Origin of the sequence: Lysinibacillus xylanilyticus (genome assembly GCF_001708185.1) — a bacterium.
Lineage (GTDB): Bacteria > Bacillota > Bacilli > Bacillales_A > Planococcaceae > Lysinibacillus > Lysinibacillus xylanilyticus_A.
On sequence record NZ_MDDN01000002.1, the window covers coordinates 79,122 to 96,550 of the forward strand.

The 17,429-nt window shown below is 37.3% G+C and carries 18 protein-coding genes; 13 read left to right on the top strand and 5 right to left on the bottom strand.

Features of this window, described 5'->3' with window-relative positions:
• Positions 1-211: 211 nt before the first annotated feature.
• From BFJ97_RS05095 to BFJ97_RS05125, 8 genes are all read left to right on the top strand, one after another.
• A complete protein-coding gene (locus BFJ97_RS05095; RefSeq protein WP_068983580.1) occupies positions 212-2,929 on the top strand; it encodes a sensor histidine kinase in 2,718 nt (905 codons plus the stop codon).
• 93 nt (positions 2,930-3,022) lie between these two features.
• On the top strand, positions 3,023-3,160 hold the full coding sequence (locus BFJ97_RS24525; protein ID WP_175401685.1) for a hypothetical protein: 138 nt from the start codon (positions 3,023-3,025) through the stop codon (positions 3,158-3,160).
• Entirely contained in the window at positions 3,157-3,861 is a 705-nt protein-coding gene (locus tag BFJ97_RS05105) for a response regulator transcription factor (RefSeq protein WP_068983582.1), read from the top strand. Before BFJ97_RS24525 ends, BFJ97_RS05105 begins: the two co-directional genes overlap by 4 nt.
• A 151-nt stretch (positions 3,862-4,012) precedes the next feature.
• Positions 4,013-4,240, top strand: coding sequence for a FeoA family protein (locus tag BFJ97_RS05110; RefSeq protein WP_068983583.1), 228 nt, complete (start codon positions 4,013-4,015; stop codon positions 4,238-4,240).
• Positions 4,237-6,216: a ferrous iron transport protein B gene (gene feoB / locus BFJ97_RS05115; RefSeq protein WP_068983584.1), complete on the top strand. Its 1,980-nt coding sequence runs from the start codon at positions 4,237-4,239 to the stop codon at positions 6,214-6,216. The genes BFJ97_RS05110 and feoB overlap by 4 nt, the downstream gene beginning before the upstream one ends.
• A gap of 10 nt (positions 6,217-6,226) precedes the next feature.
• Entirely contained in the window at positions 6,227-6,406 is a 180-nt protein-coding gene (locus BFJ97_RS23435; RefSeq protein WP_083226914.1) for a FeoB-associated Cys-rich membrane protein, read from the top strand.
• A gap of 278 nt (positions 6,407-6,684) precedes the next feature.
• A complete protein-coding gene (gene vrrA, locus BFJ97_RS05120) occupies positions 6,685-7,224 on the top strand; it encodes a VrrA/YqfQ family protein (protein ID WP_068983585.1) in 540 nt (179 codons plus the stop codon).
• 73 nt (positions 7,225-7,297) lie between these two features.
• Positions 7,298-8,266, top strand: coding sequence for a 4-hydroxy-3-methylbut-2-enyl diphosphate reductase (locus tag BFJ97_RS05125; RefSeq protein WP_068983586.1), 969 nt, complete (start codon positions 7,298-7,300; stop codon positions 8,264-8,266).
• Between the two features lie 44 nt (positions 8,267-8,310).
• Here BFJ97_RS05125 and BFJ97_RS05130 read toward each other — a convergent pair whose 3' ends face one another.
• A complete protein-coding gene (locus BFJ97_RS05130; RefSeq protein ID WP_083226915.1) occupies positions 8,311-9,012 on the bottom strand; it encodes a response regulator in 702 nt (233 codons plus the stop codon).
• A 282-nt stretch (positions 9,013-9,294) separates the two neighbouring features.
• Entirely contained in the window at positions 9,295-10,878 is a 1,584-nt protein-coding gene (locus tag BFJ97_RS05135; protein ID WP_068984059.1) for an ATP-binding protein, read from the bottom strand.
• 112 nt (positions 10,879-10,990) lie between these two features.
• Between BFJ97_RS05135 and BFJ97_RS05140 the strand changes: the two genes are divergently transcribed.
• From BFJ97_RS05140 to BFJ97_RS05160, 5 genes are all read left to right on the top strand, one after another.
• Positions 10,991-12,040 carry a TRAP transporter substrate-binding protein gene (locus BFJ97_RS05140; RefSeq protein WP_068983587.1) on the top strand — a complete coding sequence of 350 codons (1,050 nt, stop codon included), beginning with the start codon at positions 10,991-10,993 and terminating at the stop codon, positions 12,038-12,040.
• A 404-nt stretch (positions 12,041-12,444) separates the two neighbouring features.
• Positions 12,445-13,707: a dicarboxylate/amino acid:cation symporter gene (locus BFJ97_RS05145; RefSeq protein ID WP_068983588.1), complete on the top strand. Its 1,263-nt coding sequence runs from the start codon at positions 12,445-12,447 to the stop codon at positions 13,705-13,707.
• A 122-nt stretch (positions 13,708-13,829) separates the two neighbouring features.
• Positions 13,830-14,369 (top strand): tubby C-terminal domain-like protein, encoded by a 540-nt coding sequence (locus tag BFJ97_RS05150; RefSeq protein WP_068983589.1) that lies wholly within the window; start codon positions 13,830-13,832, stop codon positions 14,367-14,369.
• Between the two features lie 15 nt (positions 14,370-14,384).
• The gene (locus tag BFJ97_RS05155) at positions 14,385-14,645 is read left to right on the top strand and encodes a hypothetical protein (RefSeq protein WP_068983590.1); all 261 of its coding nucleotides are present in this window, start codon (positions 14,385-14,387) and stop codon (positions 14,643-14,645) included.
• A 240-nt stretch (positions 14,646-14,885) separates the two neighbouring features.
• On the top strand, positions 14,886-15,065 hold the full coding sequence (locus tag BFJ97_RS05160; RefSeq protein ID WP_049663817.1) for a hypothetical protein: 180 nt from the start codon (positions 14,886-14,888) through the stop codon (positions 15,063-15,065).
• A 68-nt stretch (positions 15,066-15,133) separates the two neighbouring features.
• Here the strand turns inward: BFJ97_RS05160 and BFJ97_RS05165 are convergent, their stop codons facing one another.
• The 3 genes from BFJ97_RS05165 to BFJ97_RS05175 form a co-directional block, all read right to left on the bottom strand.
• Complete coding sequence (locus BFJ97_RS05165) at positions 15,134-16,027, bottom strand: PhzF family phenazine biosynthesis isomerase (RefSeq protein WP_068983591.1); 894 nt, start codon at positions 16,025-16,027, stop codon at positions 15,134-15,136.
• Between the two features lie 39 nt (positions 16,028-16,066).
• The gene (gene lepB, locus BFJ97_RS05170; RefSeq protein ID WP_068983592.1) at positions 16,067-16,633 is read right to left on the bottom strand and encodes a signal peptidase I; all 567 of its coding nucleotides are present in this window, start codon (positions 16,631-16,633) and stop codon (positions 16,067-16,069) included.
• A gap of 221 nt (positions 16,634-16,854) precedes the next feature.
• The gene (locus BFJ97_RS05175) at positions 16,855-17,388 is read right to left on the bottom strand and encodes an NADPH-dependent FMN reductase (protein ID WP_068983593.1); all 534 of its coding nucleotides are present in this window, start codon (positions 17,386-17,388) and stop codon (positions 16,855-16,857) included.
• Positions 17,389-17,429 lie beyond the last annotated feature (41 nt).

Sequence of the window (17,429 nt, forward strand, 5' to 3'; positions counted from 1 at the left end):
AGACATGCAAAGCTTATAATTAGTAAGCCAATCATATAAAAGTCCATCAATCGAAACACCCCTCCTCCAATTAGGATGCTCTCATCATACTGACTTTCAAATTAATGTAGTGTTAGGAAATCACTTTTTCCATTAAGAAACTATAAAGAGCGAAAATCTTAATACTTTCTTAATGGCAGATAACGCTATAATACAAATGAGGTGAAAGAGGATGGAAAATGCACGTCCAACTCCAGAGACGTTTTTAGCGAGGCTTCAGCAAGAGGAACAACTCGTAGGAAAGCTCAAAATTTTTCTTGGTTATGCTGCTGGAGTCGGTAAAACTTATGCCATGCTGGATGCAGCACATCAGGCAAAAAAACTAGGTAAAGATGTGGTAATTGGTTATGTAGAGCCACATCCTCGTCCAGAGACGTTAGCTCTACTCGAAGGGCTTGAGCAAATCCCTACGAAAAAAATAAATTACAAAGGGAAAACTTTTCAGGAATTAGATATTGATGCGGTACTGCAGCGCAAGCCGGAAATTGTCCTTATTGATGAATTGGCACACACTAATGTTCCAACGATGCGGCACAAGAAACGTTTTGGAGATGTAGAGGAATTACTTGCAAAGGGTATTCATGTCTATACAACTGTAAATATTCAACATATTGAAAGTCTTCATGATTTAGTAGAAGAAATAACTGGCATTAAGGTACGAGAACGTATTCCAGATTATTTAATTGATCAAGCGGCACAAATAAAGATTGTCGATATTGAACCAGACGAGTTAATCCAACGCCTACAAGAAGGCAAAATCTATGTAAAACAACAAGTAGAAAAAGCACTGCAATCTTTTTTTCGCAAACAAAATTTAGTATCCCTGCGAGAAATTGCACTACGGAGAGCTGCAGATACGATAAACTATAAGCAGTTAAACAGCAACGAATCTTCAAAACATCATGTACAAATCGAAGAGCATTTACTTGTTGGTATTAGTAGTTCTCCTACGAATGCCAAAGTTATTCGAACTACCGCAAGACTTGCACAAGCATTACATGGCAAATTTACAGCTCTTTACGTACAAAACGTACAGGAGCATGATCGAAATAACGCAAATTCAGAACGACTTCAGCAGCATATAAAGCTTGTTGAACAGCTAGGTGGGCATGTCGTAATAGTTCAAGAAGACGATGTAGCCGCTGCCCTTGCCAACTATGCACAAATTAGTGGCGTCACTAAATTAGTCATCGGTAGAACGAGCATGAGAAAAAAATGGTGGCGACCAAGCTCAAAAATCAGCGATCGACTCAACGAATTTGTACCGAATTTAGCCATACACATAGTGCCAGATCAAGAAAATGAACAATTCTACTTTCCTAATGTAAAAAATAAGCTGTCATTTGAATGGCTTGATTTATTTAAAATGGTCATCGTGTTTGGCATAGTTTCAATTGTCGGGCTCTCTTTCTACACAATTGGTGTAAGTGAATCGAACATCATTACGATCTATATTTTAGGCGTTTTAATTCTTGCCATTTGGTCATCAGGGTGGATGATGAGCATCATTAGCTCCACCATAGCAGTACTCCTGTTTAATTATTTATTTACAGAACCACGTTTTTCTTTTGAAGCCTATCATCGCGACTATCCGATGACCTTTATGATCATGTTTCTTTCAGGAGTAATTACAAGTAGCTTAACAAAAAAAATAAAGGAGCAAACCATTGTAGCAGTTCGTAAATCTTATCGAATGGAGGTGCTCCTTGATACAAATCGTAGGCTTCAACATGCCAAATCTATAGAAGAAATTATTACTGAAGGCATGTCACAAATCGTTAAGTTAGTAGAAAAACCAGTACAATTCTTTGAAATTGAAAATAATTTAATTGTGAAAACTACTTTTTTCCGTGCAGAGGGCATGACTAGCCTTGAAAATAATAAGATTGCATCCCTTTTTGACAATCCAAATGAGCATGGTGTAGTAAGTTGGGTCATAAATAATAAACATGTAGCAGGAGTGTCCACTGATATATTTCCTGAAGTGAACGCCTACTATTTACCAGTTATATCTAACGGGAGTGTTAAGGGCGTGATTGGCATTGCACTGTCAAAGCAATCACTATTACCTGCATTTGAGCGTAATATTCTGCATGCCATTATCAATGATTTTTCATTCGCACTTGATAAGTGGTATTTACAGAAACTCAATGAAGAAGTGGCCAGAGAAGCCGAACTGGAACAGATGCGAGCTAACCTTTTACGTGCAATCTCTCATGATTTAAGAACACCGCTTACTGCTATTTCCGGAAATGCAGATATATTACTGACCAACGCATCGCAAATTCGGGATGATGAAAAAAATAAAATATATGAGGATATTTATAAAAATTCTAAATGGCTTGTACAAATGGTAGAAAACTTACTTGCCGTTTCTAAGTTAGAAGATGGACACCTTGCTTTAGAGATGCAATTAGAGCTTGTAGAGGATATTATTCAAGAGGCATTAACCCATGTCGTTCGTCTAAACAATACACACACAATATCCTATCATATTGAACCAGAATTTTTATTCGCTTTAATGGATGCACGACTTATTATTCAAGTACTGATTAATATGATCGATAATGCACTGACTTACACACCATCAGGTAGTGCTATTACTATAATGGTTAAAGAAGCTGATGGCTTAGCACAATTTAGCATTTCTGATGATGGACCTGGTATCGATGATGCAATCAAATGCAATCTTTTCGAGCCATTTACAACCGGAAAAGTACAACGTAGCGATAGTCGAAGAGGCCTAGGATTAGGCTTAGCGCTCTGTCAAACTATTTTAAAATTACATGACAGTGAAATAACTGTTTCAGACAATAAACCTAAAGGAACGATTTTTAACTTTTCACTGAAAAAAAGTCCATTACCAAAAGTGAGGGATGACATTTATTAAAAATATGTCGTGTATATAAGTTGATTGGAGTGGAGAATGGGCGACTCCTTGGGGATCAGCGTCACAGATGAGACCCTGGAGCGAGCAACGCGAGTGAAGCGGCTCATCGGACGCCCCCAGGAAGCTCTGCTCTGCGCGAAAGCGAAGCGTCAGCGGCAAAGCGCCCAGTCGGAACGGAAATCAACCTCACGTTATGGTGATGCGTCAAAAAGGAGAAATGACATTCGATGAATAAACGAATTCTAGTAGTAGAAGATGACGTAGCCATTGGCAATCTAATTAAAATGACATTAGCTACGCAACAATATGAATTCGAAATTGTAAGAGATGGTAACAGCGCACTACAAAAGGCTCTTGCCATGAAACCAGATGTTTTTATATTGGATTTAGGACTACCTGACATAGACGGTGTAGAGCTAATAACGAAAATTAGAAGCTGGACTCAAACACCGATTATCGTTGTTAGTGCACGTGGAGAAGAACACGATAAAATCAATGCATTAGATGCTGGCGCGGACGATTATGTCACAAAGCCTTTCAGTGTTGAAGAACTATTAGCCCGTATTCGAGTAGCCTTAAGAAGATTGACGTATGAGCATCAGCTAGAAAATGAACCCTCTGTCTTTGTCAATGGTCATTTACAAATAAACTATTTGGCAAATACGGTGTTTGTGAATGAAAAAGAAGTTCATTTGACACCTATTGAGTATAAGCTATTGGTTATTTTATCAAAGCATGTCGGTAAAGTTTTAACGCATAACTTTATTTTAAAGGAAATTTGGCACAACGTACTTCAGTCGGATGTTCCAAGTCTTAGAGTTTTCATGGCCACGCTTCGAAAGAAAATAGAGGACAATCCAGCTAATCCAAAATTAATCCAGACACATGTCCGCGTTGGGTACAGAATGCTTCGTTGTCATGACGAAGAATAAGGGTCAGATCATGCTTCAACTTCCTAATATGCTATAGTTTTCCTAAACTTTAAACTGCAAGCTTTTTATTGATAGAGTTGATAAAAAATGATACTATACTATAGTATTTATTTGATAATGATTATCACTCACAAGGAAGTAGGTAGATTTTATGAACCTTCATTCGGTTCAATTGGGTGAACTAGTTAAAGTGAAAGATCTTCAGCAAATTGACTCTCTTTTATCTAAACGTTTAAATGCTTTTGGCATTAAGGAAGGCTGCCGAATTTGTATGATTCAAAAAGGATGGTTTTCTGGAGCATGTATATTGGAATGCCAGGGGCAGAAAATCGGGCTTAGAAAAAAAGATTTAATGAATATAAAGGTTGAGCAATTATGAGTAGATTAGCTTTAATAGGAAACCCAAATATCGGTAAAACATCATTATTCAATACGTTGACAAATTCATATGAATATGTTGGCAATTGGAGTGGTGTAACCGTTGAAAAAAAAGTAGGACAAGTAAAAAAACTTCAAAAGGAAATTATTGATCTACCAGGTGTCTATACGCTGAACCCGATTTCAAGAGATGAAAGCGTTGTTACTGCATTTTTACTTGAAGATCAGGTAGATGGAATTTTAAATATTATCGATGCCTCTAATTTCGAACGAAATATGCAATTAACAATAGATATACTTGAACTTAGGAAGTCTGTTTTTATCTGTTTAAATATGATTGACGTAGCGAAAAAGAAAGGCATTTCAATTGATGTCGAAAAATTACAGCGTTTTTTAGGAGTACCTGTTATTCCAATAAGCGCTCGTACCGGTAAAGGTGTCGAAGGCATTTATGCTGCTATCCAAGACTCCGATCGTACTCAACAACGTTTTACATTAACCTATGATGACTTAATTGAAGAAGGCATCTCAAAAATTGAAGCCTTATTACAGCATGTTCCTGAAGAACAAAGAAGATGGTGTACGATTCAATTTTTATTAGGAAATGAAGCCGTTGACGCTTATTTGAAGGAAAAGGAATACTTTGAAAAGCTAGTTGCAATGCGAGATGCTTTAGAGATGAAAATTGGTGAACCAGTAAATAAAGCTATTGCTAAAAAACGTGATTTATACATTTCTAACATCTACAGCGAAGTAATTATACAAGAGAAAAGTGAAACACAATTGTCTGATAAAGTTGATAAAATTCTAACACATCCAATTTTAGGTGTTCCGATTTTCTTAGCGCTTATGTTTTTAATGTTTCAAGCAACATTTGCATGGATTGGTACCCCACTTTCGGATTTACTGGATGGCTTTGTAAGTGGAACACTTACAGAGACAGTTACAAATGGCTTAAAAGCTATTGGTGCTGCCCCTTTTATTATTAATTTAATATGTGATGGGATCATTGCAGGTGTTGGCGGTGTCTTAGTTTTCATTCCGCAAATCTTTGTTCTATTTTTCTTTATTTCACTATTAGAAGATTCCGGTTATATGGCGAGAATTGCTGTTGTCATGGATCGTCTTATGGAATTTTTCGGCTTAAACGGCAAAGCCTTTATTCCGATGATTGTAAGTTTCGGATGTAATGTTCCTGGTGTAATGGCTGCAAGAACAATTGAACAGCCAAGAGAGAGGCTATTAACTATTCTAGTAGCTCCGTTTATGAGCTGTTCAGCAAGGTTACCTGTGTATGCTTTGTTTGGAGCAGCATTCTTTACTGAACATCAATCTTTAGTAGTATTCTCCTTATATATAATGGGAATCGTGATTGCGCTTATTGTAACAAAAATTTTATCTATGACGATTTTGAAAAATGAAACTTCAGTTTTTATTGTTGAATTACCAGCCTATCATGTACCACAGCTTAAAACACTTTGGCGTTCCACTTGGGAAAAAGGAAAAGGATTTTTCCGTAAAGCTGGTACTATTATCTTTGCTGGTTCCGTTATCATTTGGCTCCTTTCTTATCTAGGACCACATGGCGCTAATGTCAACATGGACGAAAGTTTCTTAGCCATGATCGGAGGCGCTTTTGGCGTATTGTTTATCCCGCTTGGTTTTGGAACGTGGCAAGCTGGGGCATCCCTTATCGCTGGATTCCTGGCGAAAGAAGTAATTGTTTCGACAATGGCGATTATTTATGGCGTGAGTGAGGGTGTCTTATCCTCTACAATGACAACTCATTTTACCGCTTTAAGTGCCTATACATTCTTGGCCTTTGTTTTACTTTATATGCCTTGTTTAGCAACAGTAGGTGCAATAAAAAGGGAGACACAGTCTGTAAAATGGACTTTATTTGCAACACTTTATCCATTTGTTGTTGCTTATATTATTGCTCTTATCATTTATGGTATTGGGAATTTATTGATGTGAGGTGCTAAGAATGACTTTATTGGTTAATATCTTGATCGGTAGTATTATCTTTGGCTATGCTGGTATTACCTTATATAAGAGCATTAAGAAGCAGAAGAAAGGTAAATGCGCCGCATGCTCATTACAGAAGAGTTGTTCTACTAACACTTGTGCACCTCCTTCTAAATTGAAAGATTTTACTCAAAAATAATACAGTGAGGTAGTTCCAAATTGTTAACTTCTTTGGAGACTACCTCACTTTTTTTGTATGCTTCAGAAAGCTCAAGTATTTAAAAACGTACTAGCTAAGAGTAAAAATTTCCCCTATTGATTGACACTACATATTTAATAAGTAAAATTCTGTGGTTTTTAGAGGGTTCATGCAATATTGCCCTAGTTATTTATTGTGTATGTCGAACGCTAACATCCCCCACTGCATATCATATTTATAATCAGGTATGTCATCAATGTTAAAGAAAGGAGATCGTTATGGTATTTAGACCACCTTATCAGTTTCCAATGTATCCTGGTGGCATGAGGATGCCCATGCAAATGCCGATGCCCATGCAAATGCAAATGCCTATGCAAATGCCAACACCAATGTCACCGCAGTCCTTTTTCACGCCTGGAGGCTTCCCAAACCAACCACGAATTCCAGGTGGCTTTCCAATGTCTAGTGGAATAGGTACATTCGGAGGACAAATGCCAATGCCACCAGTGCAGGATGCTTCAAAAATCGGTTCATTTTTACAAAATGCGAATAACATATTCAACACTGCTAAAACATATACACCTTACATTCAGCAAGCAATGCCGATGGTAAAAAATCTCCCATCACTTTTAAAATTGTATAAAGGATTTCAAGGTCTACCTTCTCTAGGAACTAAAGCAGGGGCTGGAGCAACGGATGCTGCGGCAAGTAATGAAACAGGTTCTACTAAAAGTCGAAGTGCGTCACGGCAAAATGCATCATTTACCCCTCCTGACCCACTTCCATCCAAGCCGCGTATTTTTCAGCCACCTATGTAAATGAACGTTTCTTTGTATTCACCGTCTCTGTCCGTTATAATGTAGATAGGTAAGCTTGAAAGGAGTCACAACCATGCAAGTATTAAAAATTAATCCACGTGGCTATTGCTACGGTGTTGTTGATGCGATGGTCATCGCTCGAAACGCCGCACTCGATAAATCATTACCAAGACCTATCTACATTTTAGGTATGATTGTGCATAATAAACATGTCACAGATGCCTTTGAAGAGGATGGTATCATCACATTAGATGGAGATAATCGTTTAGAAATTATTCAACAAGTTGAAACTGGCACTGTTATTTTCACAGCGCATGGTGTTTCACCTGAAATTCGTGAAATTGCGAAGCGCAAAGGCTTAGTATCCATTGATGCTACATGTCCTGACGTTACAGTTACACACGATTTAATTCGTGAAAAATCAGCAGATGGCTATGATATTATTTATATCGGTAAAAAAGGCCATCCCGAGCCAGAGGGAGCAATTGGGGTTGCACCAGATCACGTGCATTTAGTGCAATCATCTACTGATATTGACACATTAAATTTAACAAATGATAAATTACTAGTAACGAATCAAACGACGATGAGTCAATGGGATGTCGCTCATTTAATGGATAGTTTAAAAGAGAAATTCCCACATATTGAAGTGCATAAAGAGATTTGTTTGGCAACTCAGGTACGTCAAGAGGCAGTTGCTCAGCAAGCTGGGGAAGCCGAATTACTTATTGTTGTTGGTGACCCTAAATCCAATAACTCGAATCGTTTAACGCAAGTGTCTGTTGAAATAGCAGGGACACCATCCTATCGAATCGCAGACGTTTCCGAGCTGAAAATTGAATGGTTAAAAGGAATTAATTCCGTTGCTGTCACTGCAGGTGCTTCCACACCAACGCCTATTGTAAAAGAGGTTATTTCATTCCTCGAGCAATTTGATGAGAATGATGAATCAACACATATTATTAAACGTACCGTTACATTAGATAAAATTTTACCTAAAATTAAAACACCAAAGCCTGTCGAAAAAATTATGCCTTACTAACATAAAAAAATCCTGATTGCCTATTTGACAATCAGGATTTTTCGTTATTTGCTAAAATAATAATTGACTGGACGGCCAATACCACCATAATGCACATCCATCGTAATTTCCTCTTGTTTCTCTAAATAATCTAAGTATCGCCTTGCTGTTACGCGCGCAATACCAACACCACTCGCAACTTCTTCCGCCGATGCTCCTTCTACTGATTGCAAATAATGCACAACTTTCTCAAGTGTTGCACGATTAAAGCCCTTAGGTAAACTTTTTTCTGACCGTAAGACATTCGATTGCTGAACCTCATTATGCCCACCATGATAATGGAATAACTGATCAAGCTCCCCTTGCGTTAGCTCACGCTCTGTTTGCATTTGCTTTTTAAAGCGCAAATAATTTTCAAGTGTTCCTTGCACTCGTTCAAATGAAAAAGGCTTCATAATATAATCAAAGACGCCAAGATGCAGGACCTGTTTTACCGTTTCCATATCATTAGCAGCAGTTACCGTAATGACATCTACAGGTAATTTGAGTTCACGAATTTTTCGTAAGCTTGTCACTCCATCCTGCTCCGGCATGAAAATATCCATAAATACTAGTTCTGGTTTAAGTTTGTGAATTTGCGCAATCCCCTCAACTCCATTTGAGGCTTGTCCAATTACTTCGAATCCAGCTATCTTTTCAATAAATTGGCGATTAACCTCTCGCACCATTGGATCATCCTCTATTAATAAAACCCTCATCTGTGTCACTGTCAGTCCTCCATACACTCTGTTCTATCTCTATATGTGTAAAATTTCACCTAAGGAAGCAAACTAAAGGAGCGCGTCACACTGTTCCTATAGAATTTCTCGCTTCTACTTCAAAATCAACTCAGGTGTGTCGATTAACCGTTTTAAACCATTCGAATTAATTCGAAGAGCTGTTTTCCGCTACAGGCTACTCGCTTTCCTGTGGGCGAGCTTCGAGCCGTATCCTCCGCTACGCTAAACCTATTTTTTCCTAATTAACACACCTGAAATCAACTACGACTATTAAGTATGGTAAAAAGTTATTAAAAAGCTTGTTCCCTTATTTGGTTCACTTATGACCTCTACTTCACCTTGCCCTTTTTGCACAATTTCATTTATTAAATAAAGTCCAATACCTCGACCCTTTTTCTCTTTTGTTGAATAGCCATTATCAAAAATATGTGCCTTTACTTCATCTGACATACCTATACCATTATCTGTTACTAAGATTGCCAGTACATCCTCATCCTCATCAACAGAGACATGGATAATTTTTTCGTCCATTTGTACATCCCTCAATGCATCGAAAGCATTTTCTATTAAGTTACCAAATAAAATGACGAAATCATGATGATCTAAATTTTTCGGAAAAATTGTCAAACGACTTTCCCGATCAATCTCCAAGCGAATTCCCTGTTCTTTTGCATAGGAAATTTTACTAAGTAATAGCCCAGAAATATTTTCATTTTTAATCCGTTCATTTAAAAAATTTGTAATTTCATCATGTTCTTCCTTTACTTGTGTTAAATAAGAAAGTGCTTGTTCATGATGTCCAAGCTGTAAAAGACCAGCAATAGTATGCAATTTATTTTTATGTTCATGTGTTTGAACACGTAATGCCTGTACAAATGCCTTAACACCCGTTAATTCCTCTGCAAGCTTTTTCACTTCTGTACGATCCTTAAACATTGCCACAGCTCCAACCGTTTTTCCGTTTACTTGTATAGGAATTCGATTACTCATAATATTGTGTCCATTAATATAGAGCTCACGATTGAAAATAGGTTGATCTAACTCCAAAATCTCTGGTAATCGTGTATCAGGTAACACGTCAAAGATTTTCTTTCCTATTAATGTTGACGGTTGTTTGTGAACATCTAATATTTCACATGCTTTTTCATTAAATATAGTGATTGTCAATTTGTTATCGATCGCAATAATCCCTTCATGCATGGCGTTAAAGGTTTCTGTTCGTTCTACATACATTTTAGCAATTTCATGAGGCTCTAGACCAAACATTTGCTTTTTCATATGCAGCCCCAAAGTATGTGCACCCCATGCACTAAAGAGAAGTGATATTAAAATTGTAATAATGAGTTCTGTTTGAATAGATTGTAGTAACTCCGCAACAGTTAAAACACTATAACCTACTACTACTACACCTATTTGCTTTCCTTCATTACTCATGACCGGGACGAATGCTCGTACCATATCTCCATGTTCGCCATGTGCAACGGATGTATAATAATGCTCAGCAAACGCCGCGTTTAGATCTGCTGACTGCGAAACTTGACCAATCTCTTTTGTATTTGGATGTGAGTATTTGCGCCTATTCATATCAAGTACAACAATATACTGTGCACCATTTATATCACGTATTTCTTCCACTATAGGATTAATGTGTTGAGTAGCCTCGGTAAAATCATTATTATTTGAAATGTAGGTTTTAAGTTCAGGAAGCTGTGATACGGTTTTTGCCACAAGCAAAGCCTGATTTTCGAGCTTATCCTTCTGCTCATTCATGACAAACCCTAGCAAAAATGTACCACCTATACTAAAGGAGAGCATGAGAATAAAAAAAGTCAAAGACATGATTTTTCTCTTCATCGATAATTTTTGAAATTTCAAGATGTTCGCCTCCCTCTTACTATATTTTAGCGTACTCCATATGTTAGAATAACAAAAACATCAGAAAATACGAATTAATTGGGTGTAATAGATGAAAAAATTTATTATTGGAACAATCGTAACTGTTTTACTGTTAACAATCGCAATAGGCGTCCAACAAGGTTTACTATTTGCAAAGCCACTTCCCTATGATGATGAGCAAAAAGGCTTGGACACACAAATCACAATTCATTTAAGTCACGTTGTAGCTGAAAATACGCCAAAAGGACAGGCCGCAAGCAAATTCGCAGAGCTTGTGGAGGAAAAAACAAATGGCGAAGTGAAGGTACACGTCTACCCGAACTCCTCCTTGTTTAATGATGAAAATGAGTTTCAGGCTTTGCAAAATGGAGAAGTAGAAATGATTATCCCTACATTTTCAAAGATGACATCCTATCTACCAAATTGGCAGGTTCTTGATCTACCTTACCTTTTTAATACGGATGATGAAGTTCATGAGGTTCTTACTGGATCGATTGGTGAACAATTGTTAAGTGAGCTTGATCCTTTTAAAATAAAGGGGCTGGGCTTTTGGCATAATGGCTTTAAACATTTAACCTCTGTCGATCACCCTATTCATACATTCGAGGATTTGAAAAACTTGCGTGTTCGGACAATGCCAAGTAAAACGCTTGAAAAGCAATTCGAGGCTGTTGGAGCAACACCCATCCCGATTTCCTTTAGCGAGGTTTTTACTGACTTAGAATCGCACGCCATTGATGCGCAGGAAAATACTGCATCAAATATTTATTCTAAAGGTTTTTACAAAGTACAGAAGCATATGACATTAACAAAGCATGGGATTTTAGGATACGCTGTTTTAATTAACGAGAATTTTTGGAATTCCTTACCTCCTAAAATTCAAAAGCAAATTATGGCCGCTATGAAAGAAACAACAGACTGGCAGTTTGAGCAAGCTGTACAAATGAATGAAAAAGATTTGCAAAAACTAGCGCAACAAGATAACTTTGAAATTTATACGATGAGTGATCAGGAACGCCAACGTTTTAAAGAAAAGCTAGCACCTGTCTATGACTTTTATAGAAACAATGTACAAAATAATGATGTTTTATCGGAAATTGAAGAAATTGTTTCCCCGTAAGTATTTTGGGATCATCACCATAACGTGTGATTGATCCGTTCTGACTGGGCGCTTTCCAGGGGGCATCCAGCCTTCACTCCAATCAACTTATATACAAAGCATACGTCTTTAAAAATGTCATCCACCATTTTTGGTGATGAGCCGTATTTTTGTTCATTTATGATAAATCCTCACATTACATGGGGATTTTTTTTTGTATTATAATAGATTTTAAAATCACAAAATTACTATAAAACAGCTTAAGCCCTTGCTATCACTACGTTTAATCACCCTTCCACTAAAAATGACCAAAATGAACAATAGAAACATTACGGTCATAAAAACTATTTTCGGAAAATTTCAGCTATGATAACGTCATGAAAGCGTTCACAAAATTTTCATTAATAGTGTAAGGGGAGAACTTTATGCGTATAAATTTTAAAAACTTAACTGTACAAGTACTGATTGCTATTGTACTAGGTATCATTGTCGGTGCTTTGTTCCCTGAGTTCGGGGCGAAGTTAAAAATATTAGCTGATATTTTTATTAAATTAATTAAAATGTTAATAGCTCCTATCATCTTCTTAACGGTTGTTATTGGCATTGGTAGCATGGGCGATGTAAAAAAAGTTGGTAAAATTGGCGGGAAGGCATTACTTTATTTTGAAATCGTCTCTACTTTCGCACTAGCGATTGGCTTAATCGTTGTCAATATTGTACAGCCAGGTAAAGGCTTTAATACAGAGGCTGCAAACGGTGCAGATGTTTCTCAATATACACAGGCTGCTGCTCAAACAGAGCATGGTTTTGGCGCATTTATTATGAATATCATTCCTGAAAATGTTGTCGGAGCACTTGCCAACGGAGAGTTATTACCTGTTTTATTCTCAGCTGTGTTATTTGGGATAGCGGCTGCTGCTATTGGTGAACCAGCTAAACCAGTTATTACATTTTTCGAACAAGTAGCGGATATATTCTTTAAAATTGTTAATATGGTCATGAAGGTTTCCCCGATTGGTGCATTTGGTGCAATGAGCTACACAATCGGAAATTTCGGTCTTAAATCACTTGGAAACTTAGGATTTTTAATGCTATCCGTTTATGTTACAATGTTTATTTTTATCGCAGTCATCCTTGGCCTAATTACGCGTTACTTTGGGTTCAATATCTTTAAGTTCATTAAATATATGAAAGATGAAATTTTTATTGTGATCGGGACATCATCATCAGAATCTGCACTCCCTTCGATGATGCGCAAATTAGAAAACTATGGTTGCTCTAAACAGGTGGTTGGTCTTGTAGTCCCTACAGGATACTCCTTCAACTTAGATGGTACGTCTATTTACTTATCCATGGCAGCTATGTTTATCGCACAAGCTTATGGGGTTGATTTAGATATTTGGCATCAAATTACATTACTTGCTATTCTAATGCTGACATCCAAAGGAGCTGCAGGTGTTACAGGCTCAGGCTTTATTACACTCGCGGCAACACTAGCGGCATTCCCTATGATTCCAGTAGAGGGAATCGCACTTTTAATTGGTGTCGACCGATTTATGTCAGAGGCTCGCGCCGTTACAAACTTAATTGGTAATGGTGTCGCAACGGTTGTCGTTTCAAAAATGGAAAAAGAATTCGATCCAGAGCAGGAAAAACGTGCTCTTGCAGGAGAAGCTATCATCAAATAATAAAATGAAAGGCTGTCCGAAAGTGAAATCTTCACATGATCGGTCAGCCTTTTATTTTCCCTTTTCAATATGAAACCTCATGTACCACTTACCCGTATAGTAAGTAAATTGGAGGTTTACATATGACTACATTTACTCTTACCTACCCAAAAGCATTCGAAAGCTTTTCAAATATTCCTATTGTGAATGAACAAAATGAGACAGTTTGTGTGCTGCAAAAAGTTGAGCGTTCATCCGTTGGAAAAGTATTGAACGCTGTTATGCTAGTTGCTGCACAGCAATCATTACCACATCGCTATGAAACACGTTCTACTTTAGGTGCACCACTTTTTCAGGTGCAATCTACACTATTAACAAAGGGTGTCAGCCATCAGCTTATTATGCCAGATGGATACATTTTACCAATACAACGAAAGACGGTTCAATTACTTGAATCCTCCTACTCTTTTACAATGGATGGACTCGCGTTTCGCTTTGAAAAAGATTTTACATCTACCGCCTATTTATATTGCAATGATGAAAAAATAGCAAGTGCTAGTAATATCGAAACTGAACTCGTGCTTACTGGTATATCTTTTAAGCTTTTTAACTCCGATGATACGCTTTTTATAGCCTTGCTAGCAACTTTGTATCAGGCATTATTTTCAATGAGTAATAAGTAGGTTCATCACCATAACGTGGAGTTGATTTACATTCCGGCGAAGTGGACGGAAAAAGCAGTTCTGACGGCGGAGTGGACGGCTTTAGCGGCGGAAAAAGCCGTTTTAGCGGCGAAGCGGACGGCTCTAGCGGCGGAAAAAGCCGTTTTAGCGGCGAAGCGGACGGCTTTAGCGGCGGAAAAAGCCGTTTTAGCGGCGAAGCGGACGGCTCTAGCAACGGAAATCAAAGTTCTATCAACGGTGAGTAAGCTTAACATAAATACACACCGGTTTAAATAGATAATTAAAAAAAACTCCTATTGTTAGGAGTTTTTTGATAGAAATTATTAATTACTTTATTACATTTACAATTATTTGTCGCTAATTTCTAGCTATTACTTGTCTTCCACTACTGCTAGAATCATTCAATATATTCCGGGACACGAAATAAATTCGCTTTGTTTTGACCATTATACGCCGTTCTTCTAAAAAAGGAGTACACTAAAGAGGTAGAAATACTATACTTTGGAGGCATTTAAAATGGATACAAAAGCAGCAGATATTAAAAATTTAATGACGTTAGATTTACTTGTTCAAATTTTAGAAGAACGTGGTATTATGACAGATCGAGAATTAAAAGAACGTCTTACAAATAACGTTAAGCTTTCATCTATGGATGCAGATTTAAAAGAAAAAGTTATTGAAGAAATTAAACATTAATGGAATGAAATCGCATTTTAAAAAGGGGCCGCTTCCTAGTTAAAAAAATACTATAAGCGGCTTCCTTTTTATATTTGCACCTTTAGTTCCTTCACATGCACAGCAGTTCCTGTAATTGAAATATTCAATTTCCCCTCATCATTTTTTACATGAACATGCACACGACCATCTTTCCCAAGTTCCTGACCTTGTTCAACGATTAGCGTTTTTGGCAATTGTACTTGTCGATCAATATACTCTGCAAAATAAGCTCCCATAACACCTGAGGCAGTGCCTGTAGCAATATCTTCAATTGTTCCAGAGTATGGAGATGAAAAATGCCTTGCGTGCATATCAGCATTCTTATCAATTGCCTCTAAACAAAAAGGATGTAGGGATGCTTTTGGCATTTCTTCTAGGATGGCTGGAAAATCTGCAGATTGCGGCGTCATTTTTTCAAAGTATGTTAAATTTTTAATTGGTATGAGCAATGTCCAAATTCCTGTACTTCCATAAACTATAGGTAATTCAGGATGTATCGCTTCCTCTAGTAGGCCAATTGATTGGGCAAGTTTAGATTTTGAACCGTTAAAGGCTTCAAACTGAGGCGTTGCATGTTGCATAGTAATGTAAATTTGTCCTGCTTGTTGTTCTTTGATCTCAATTGGAAGAATTCCTGCTTTCGTCTCAATAGTTAGTTGTGACTTATCTTCTAGTAAACCTTTTGTTTTTAGTGCATATAGCGTCGCCATCGTAGCATGTCCACATAAATTCACCTCATGGCCTGGCGTGAAATAACGAATACGTAAATCGGCTTTATCCGATTTTAGCGCAAAGGCTGTTTCATTAAAGCTTAATTGCTTAGCAATATCCTGCATTTCTACTTCACTATATTGGTCTCCCTCTACTACGACACCTGCTGGGTTCCCCTTATTTGGTATCGTGCTAAACGCTTCATAATGATGCACAGTAACAATTTTCATATGCTTTTCCTTTCCCTTTATACTTAAAGTCTACTTCAACTAGCGTGTACTACCAAGTCTTTCAAATGGCCACAATACAAAGTCTGCCGTTCCTAAAATTTGATCCTGCGAAACAAAACCGACTTCCGACTTTCGGCTATCTATGCTTCTACGACGATTATCTCCAAGAACGAAAAAATGCCCCTCTGGTACAGTCATTTCACCTAATTGTTCCTCAAGAGTGAAATCATAAGTAAAATCACCTTTATCATGTAATGCTTCTTTATATTCAGTTAAATAGGGCTCATCATAAGCTTTTCCGTTTATATATAAAACATCATCTTTATAGGCTATATGATCACCTGGTAAACCAATGATTCTTTTAATAAAATTCTCATCATCTTTTGCCTCAAAAACAATAATATCGAAGCGGTCATAATTTGAAATTCGTGGCCCGACTTTATTAACAATTACTTTATCTCCATTTTCAAAAGTTGGCTCCATTGAAGCACCTTGTACAGCTACAGGAGATAAAATAAAATAACGTACGCACATTGTGAAAATGATTGCTAGTCCAATCGCTTTAAACCATGCCCAAAATTCATTCTTAGTTTGTTTTTGTGTCACACTTTACACTCCAATTCTTCTATATTATCCAATTTACTTACATTAATGGATACGAACTCTCCACTAAAAAGTTTCATAAATTTCTAAGCTTTGAAAGCGGAGGCTGTGCACGTAAAAAAACCTAAGGATTCTAAACATTTTCCTTTTAAAAGTGAAAGAGGGGGTGTGTTTCCGCATAAAAAAGCAATATGTACTTGTACTGTACATACTGCTTAAGGATATTATCGAATTGTTTTTAATGCTGTTGCCCAAGGAATAAGTTGATCTAACATTTGATTGACTGAATCTGTTTGTACATCCTTTGGTTTAATCGTACCGTTTTCGAAGTCTGTAAATAAGGATAAAGCAGGATGTACGCGAACATCTGCTACTAATAATTCACCAAGAATACCCCGTAAATGTTCAGCTGCTCTTGCACCACCAACAGAACCGTAAGAAACAATACCTGCTGCTTTATTATTCCATTCGTTACGTAAATAATCTAACGCATTTTTTAATGCCCCCGTAATGGAATGGTTATATTCTGCAGCGATAAATACAAAACCATCACAGGCAGCGACTTTTTCTGACCAAGCAGCTACTCCTGAAGTATCTCCTCCTGGCTCACCTAGAAATGGTAATTTAAAATCAGCGATATCAATTATTTCATATGCTGCATCACCGCGTTTTTCAGCTACTCCCTGTACCCATTCTCCAACTTGTGGACTTACACGACCTTCACGTGTACTACCTAAAATAATCCCAATTTTCAACATACTACTCCTCCTTCATTCATCCCTCAAATTGTGACCGAAGC

Excerpts from the sequence above, each read along its gene's own strand:
- BFJ97_RS05095 (WP_068983580.1), top strand. The coding sequence starts at position 212 with ATGGAAAATGCACGTCCAACTCCAGAGACGTTTTTAGCGAGGCTTCAG.
- BFJ97_RS05105 (WP_068983582.1), top strand. The coding sequence starts at position 3,157 with ATGAATAAACGAATTCTAGTAGTAGAAGATGACGTAGCCATTGGCAAT.
- BFJ97_RS05110 (WP_068983583.1), top strand. The coding sequence starts at position 4,013 with ATGAACCTTCATTCGGTTCAATTGGGTGAACTAGTTAAAGTGAAAGAT.
- feoB (WP_068983584.1), top strand. The coding sequence starts at position 4,237 with ATGAGTAGATTAGCTTTAATAGGAAACCCAAATATCGGTAAAACATCA.
- BFJ97_RS23435 (WP_083226914.1), top strand. The coding sequence starts at position 6,227 with ATGACTTTATTGGTTAATATCTTGATCGGTAGTATTATCTTTGGCTAT.
- vrrA (WP_068983585.1), top strand. The coding sequence starts at position 6,685 with ATGGTATTTAGACCACCTTATCAGTTTCCAATGTATCCTGGTGGCATG.
- BFJ97_RS05125 (WP_068983586.1), top strand. The coding sequence starts at position 7,298 with ATGCAAGTATTAAAAATTAATCCACGTGGCTATTGCTACGGTGTTGTT.
- BFJ97_RS05135 (WP_068984059.1), bottom strand. The coding sequence starts at position 10,878 with ATGAAGAGAAAAATCATGTCTTTGACTTTTTTTATTCTCATGCTCTCC.
- BFJ97_RS05140 (WP_068983587.1), top strand. The coding sequence starts at position 10,991 with ATGAAAAAATTTATTATTGGAACAATCGTAACTGTTTTACTGTTAACA.
- BFJ97_RS05145 (WP_068983588.1), top strand. The coding sequence starts at position 12,445 with ATGCGTATAAATTTTAAAAACTTAACTGTACAAGTACTGATTGCTATT.
- BFJ97_RS05150 (WP_068983589.1), top strand. The coding sequence starts at position 13,830 with ATGACTACATTTACTCTTACCTACCCAAAAGCATTCGAAAGCTTTTCA.
- BFJ97_RS05160 (WP_049663817.1), top strand. The coding sequence starts at position 14,886 with ATGGATACAAAAGCAGCAGATATTAAAAATTTAATGACGTTAGATTTA.
- BFJ97_RS05165 (WP_068983591.1), bottom strand. The coding sequence starts at position 16,027 with ATGAAAATTGTTACTGTGCATCATTATGAAGCGTTTAGCACGATACCA.
- BFJ97_RS05175 (WP_068983593.1), bottom strand. The coding sequence starts at position 17,388 with ATGTTGAAAATTGGGATTATTTTAGGTAGTACACGTGAAGGTCGTGTA.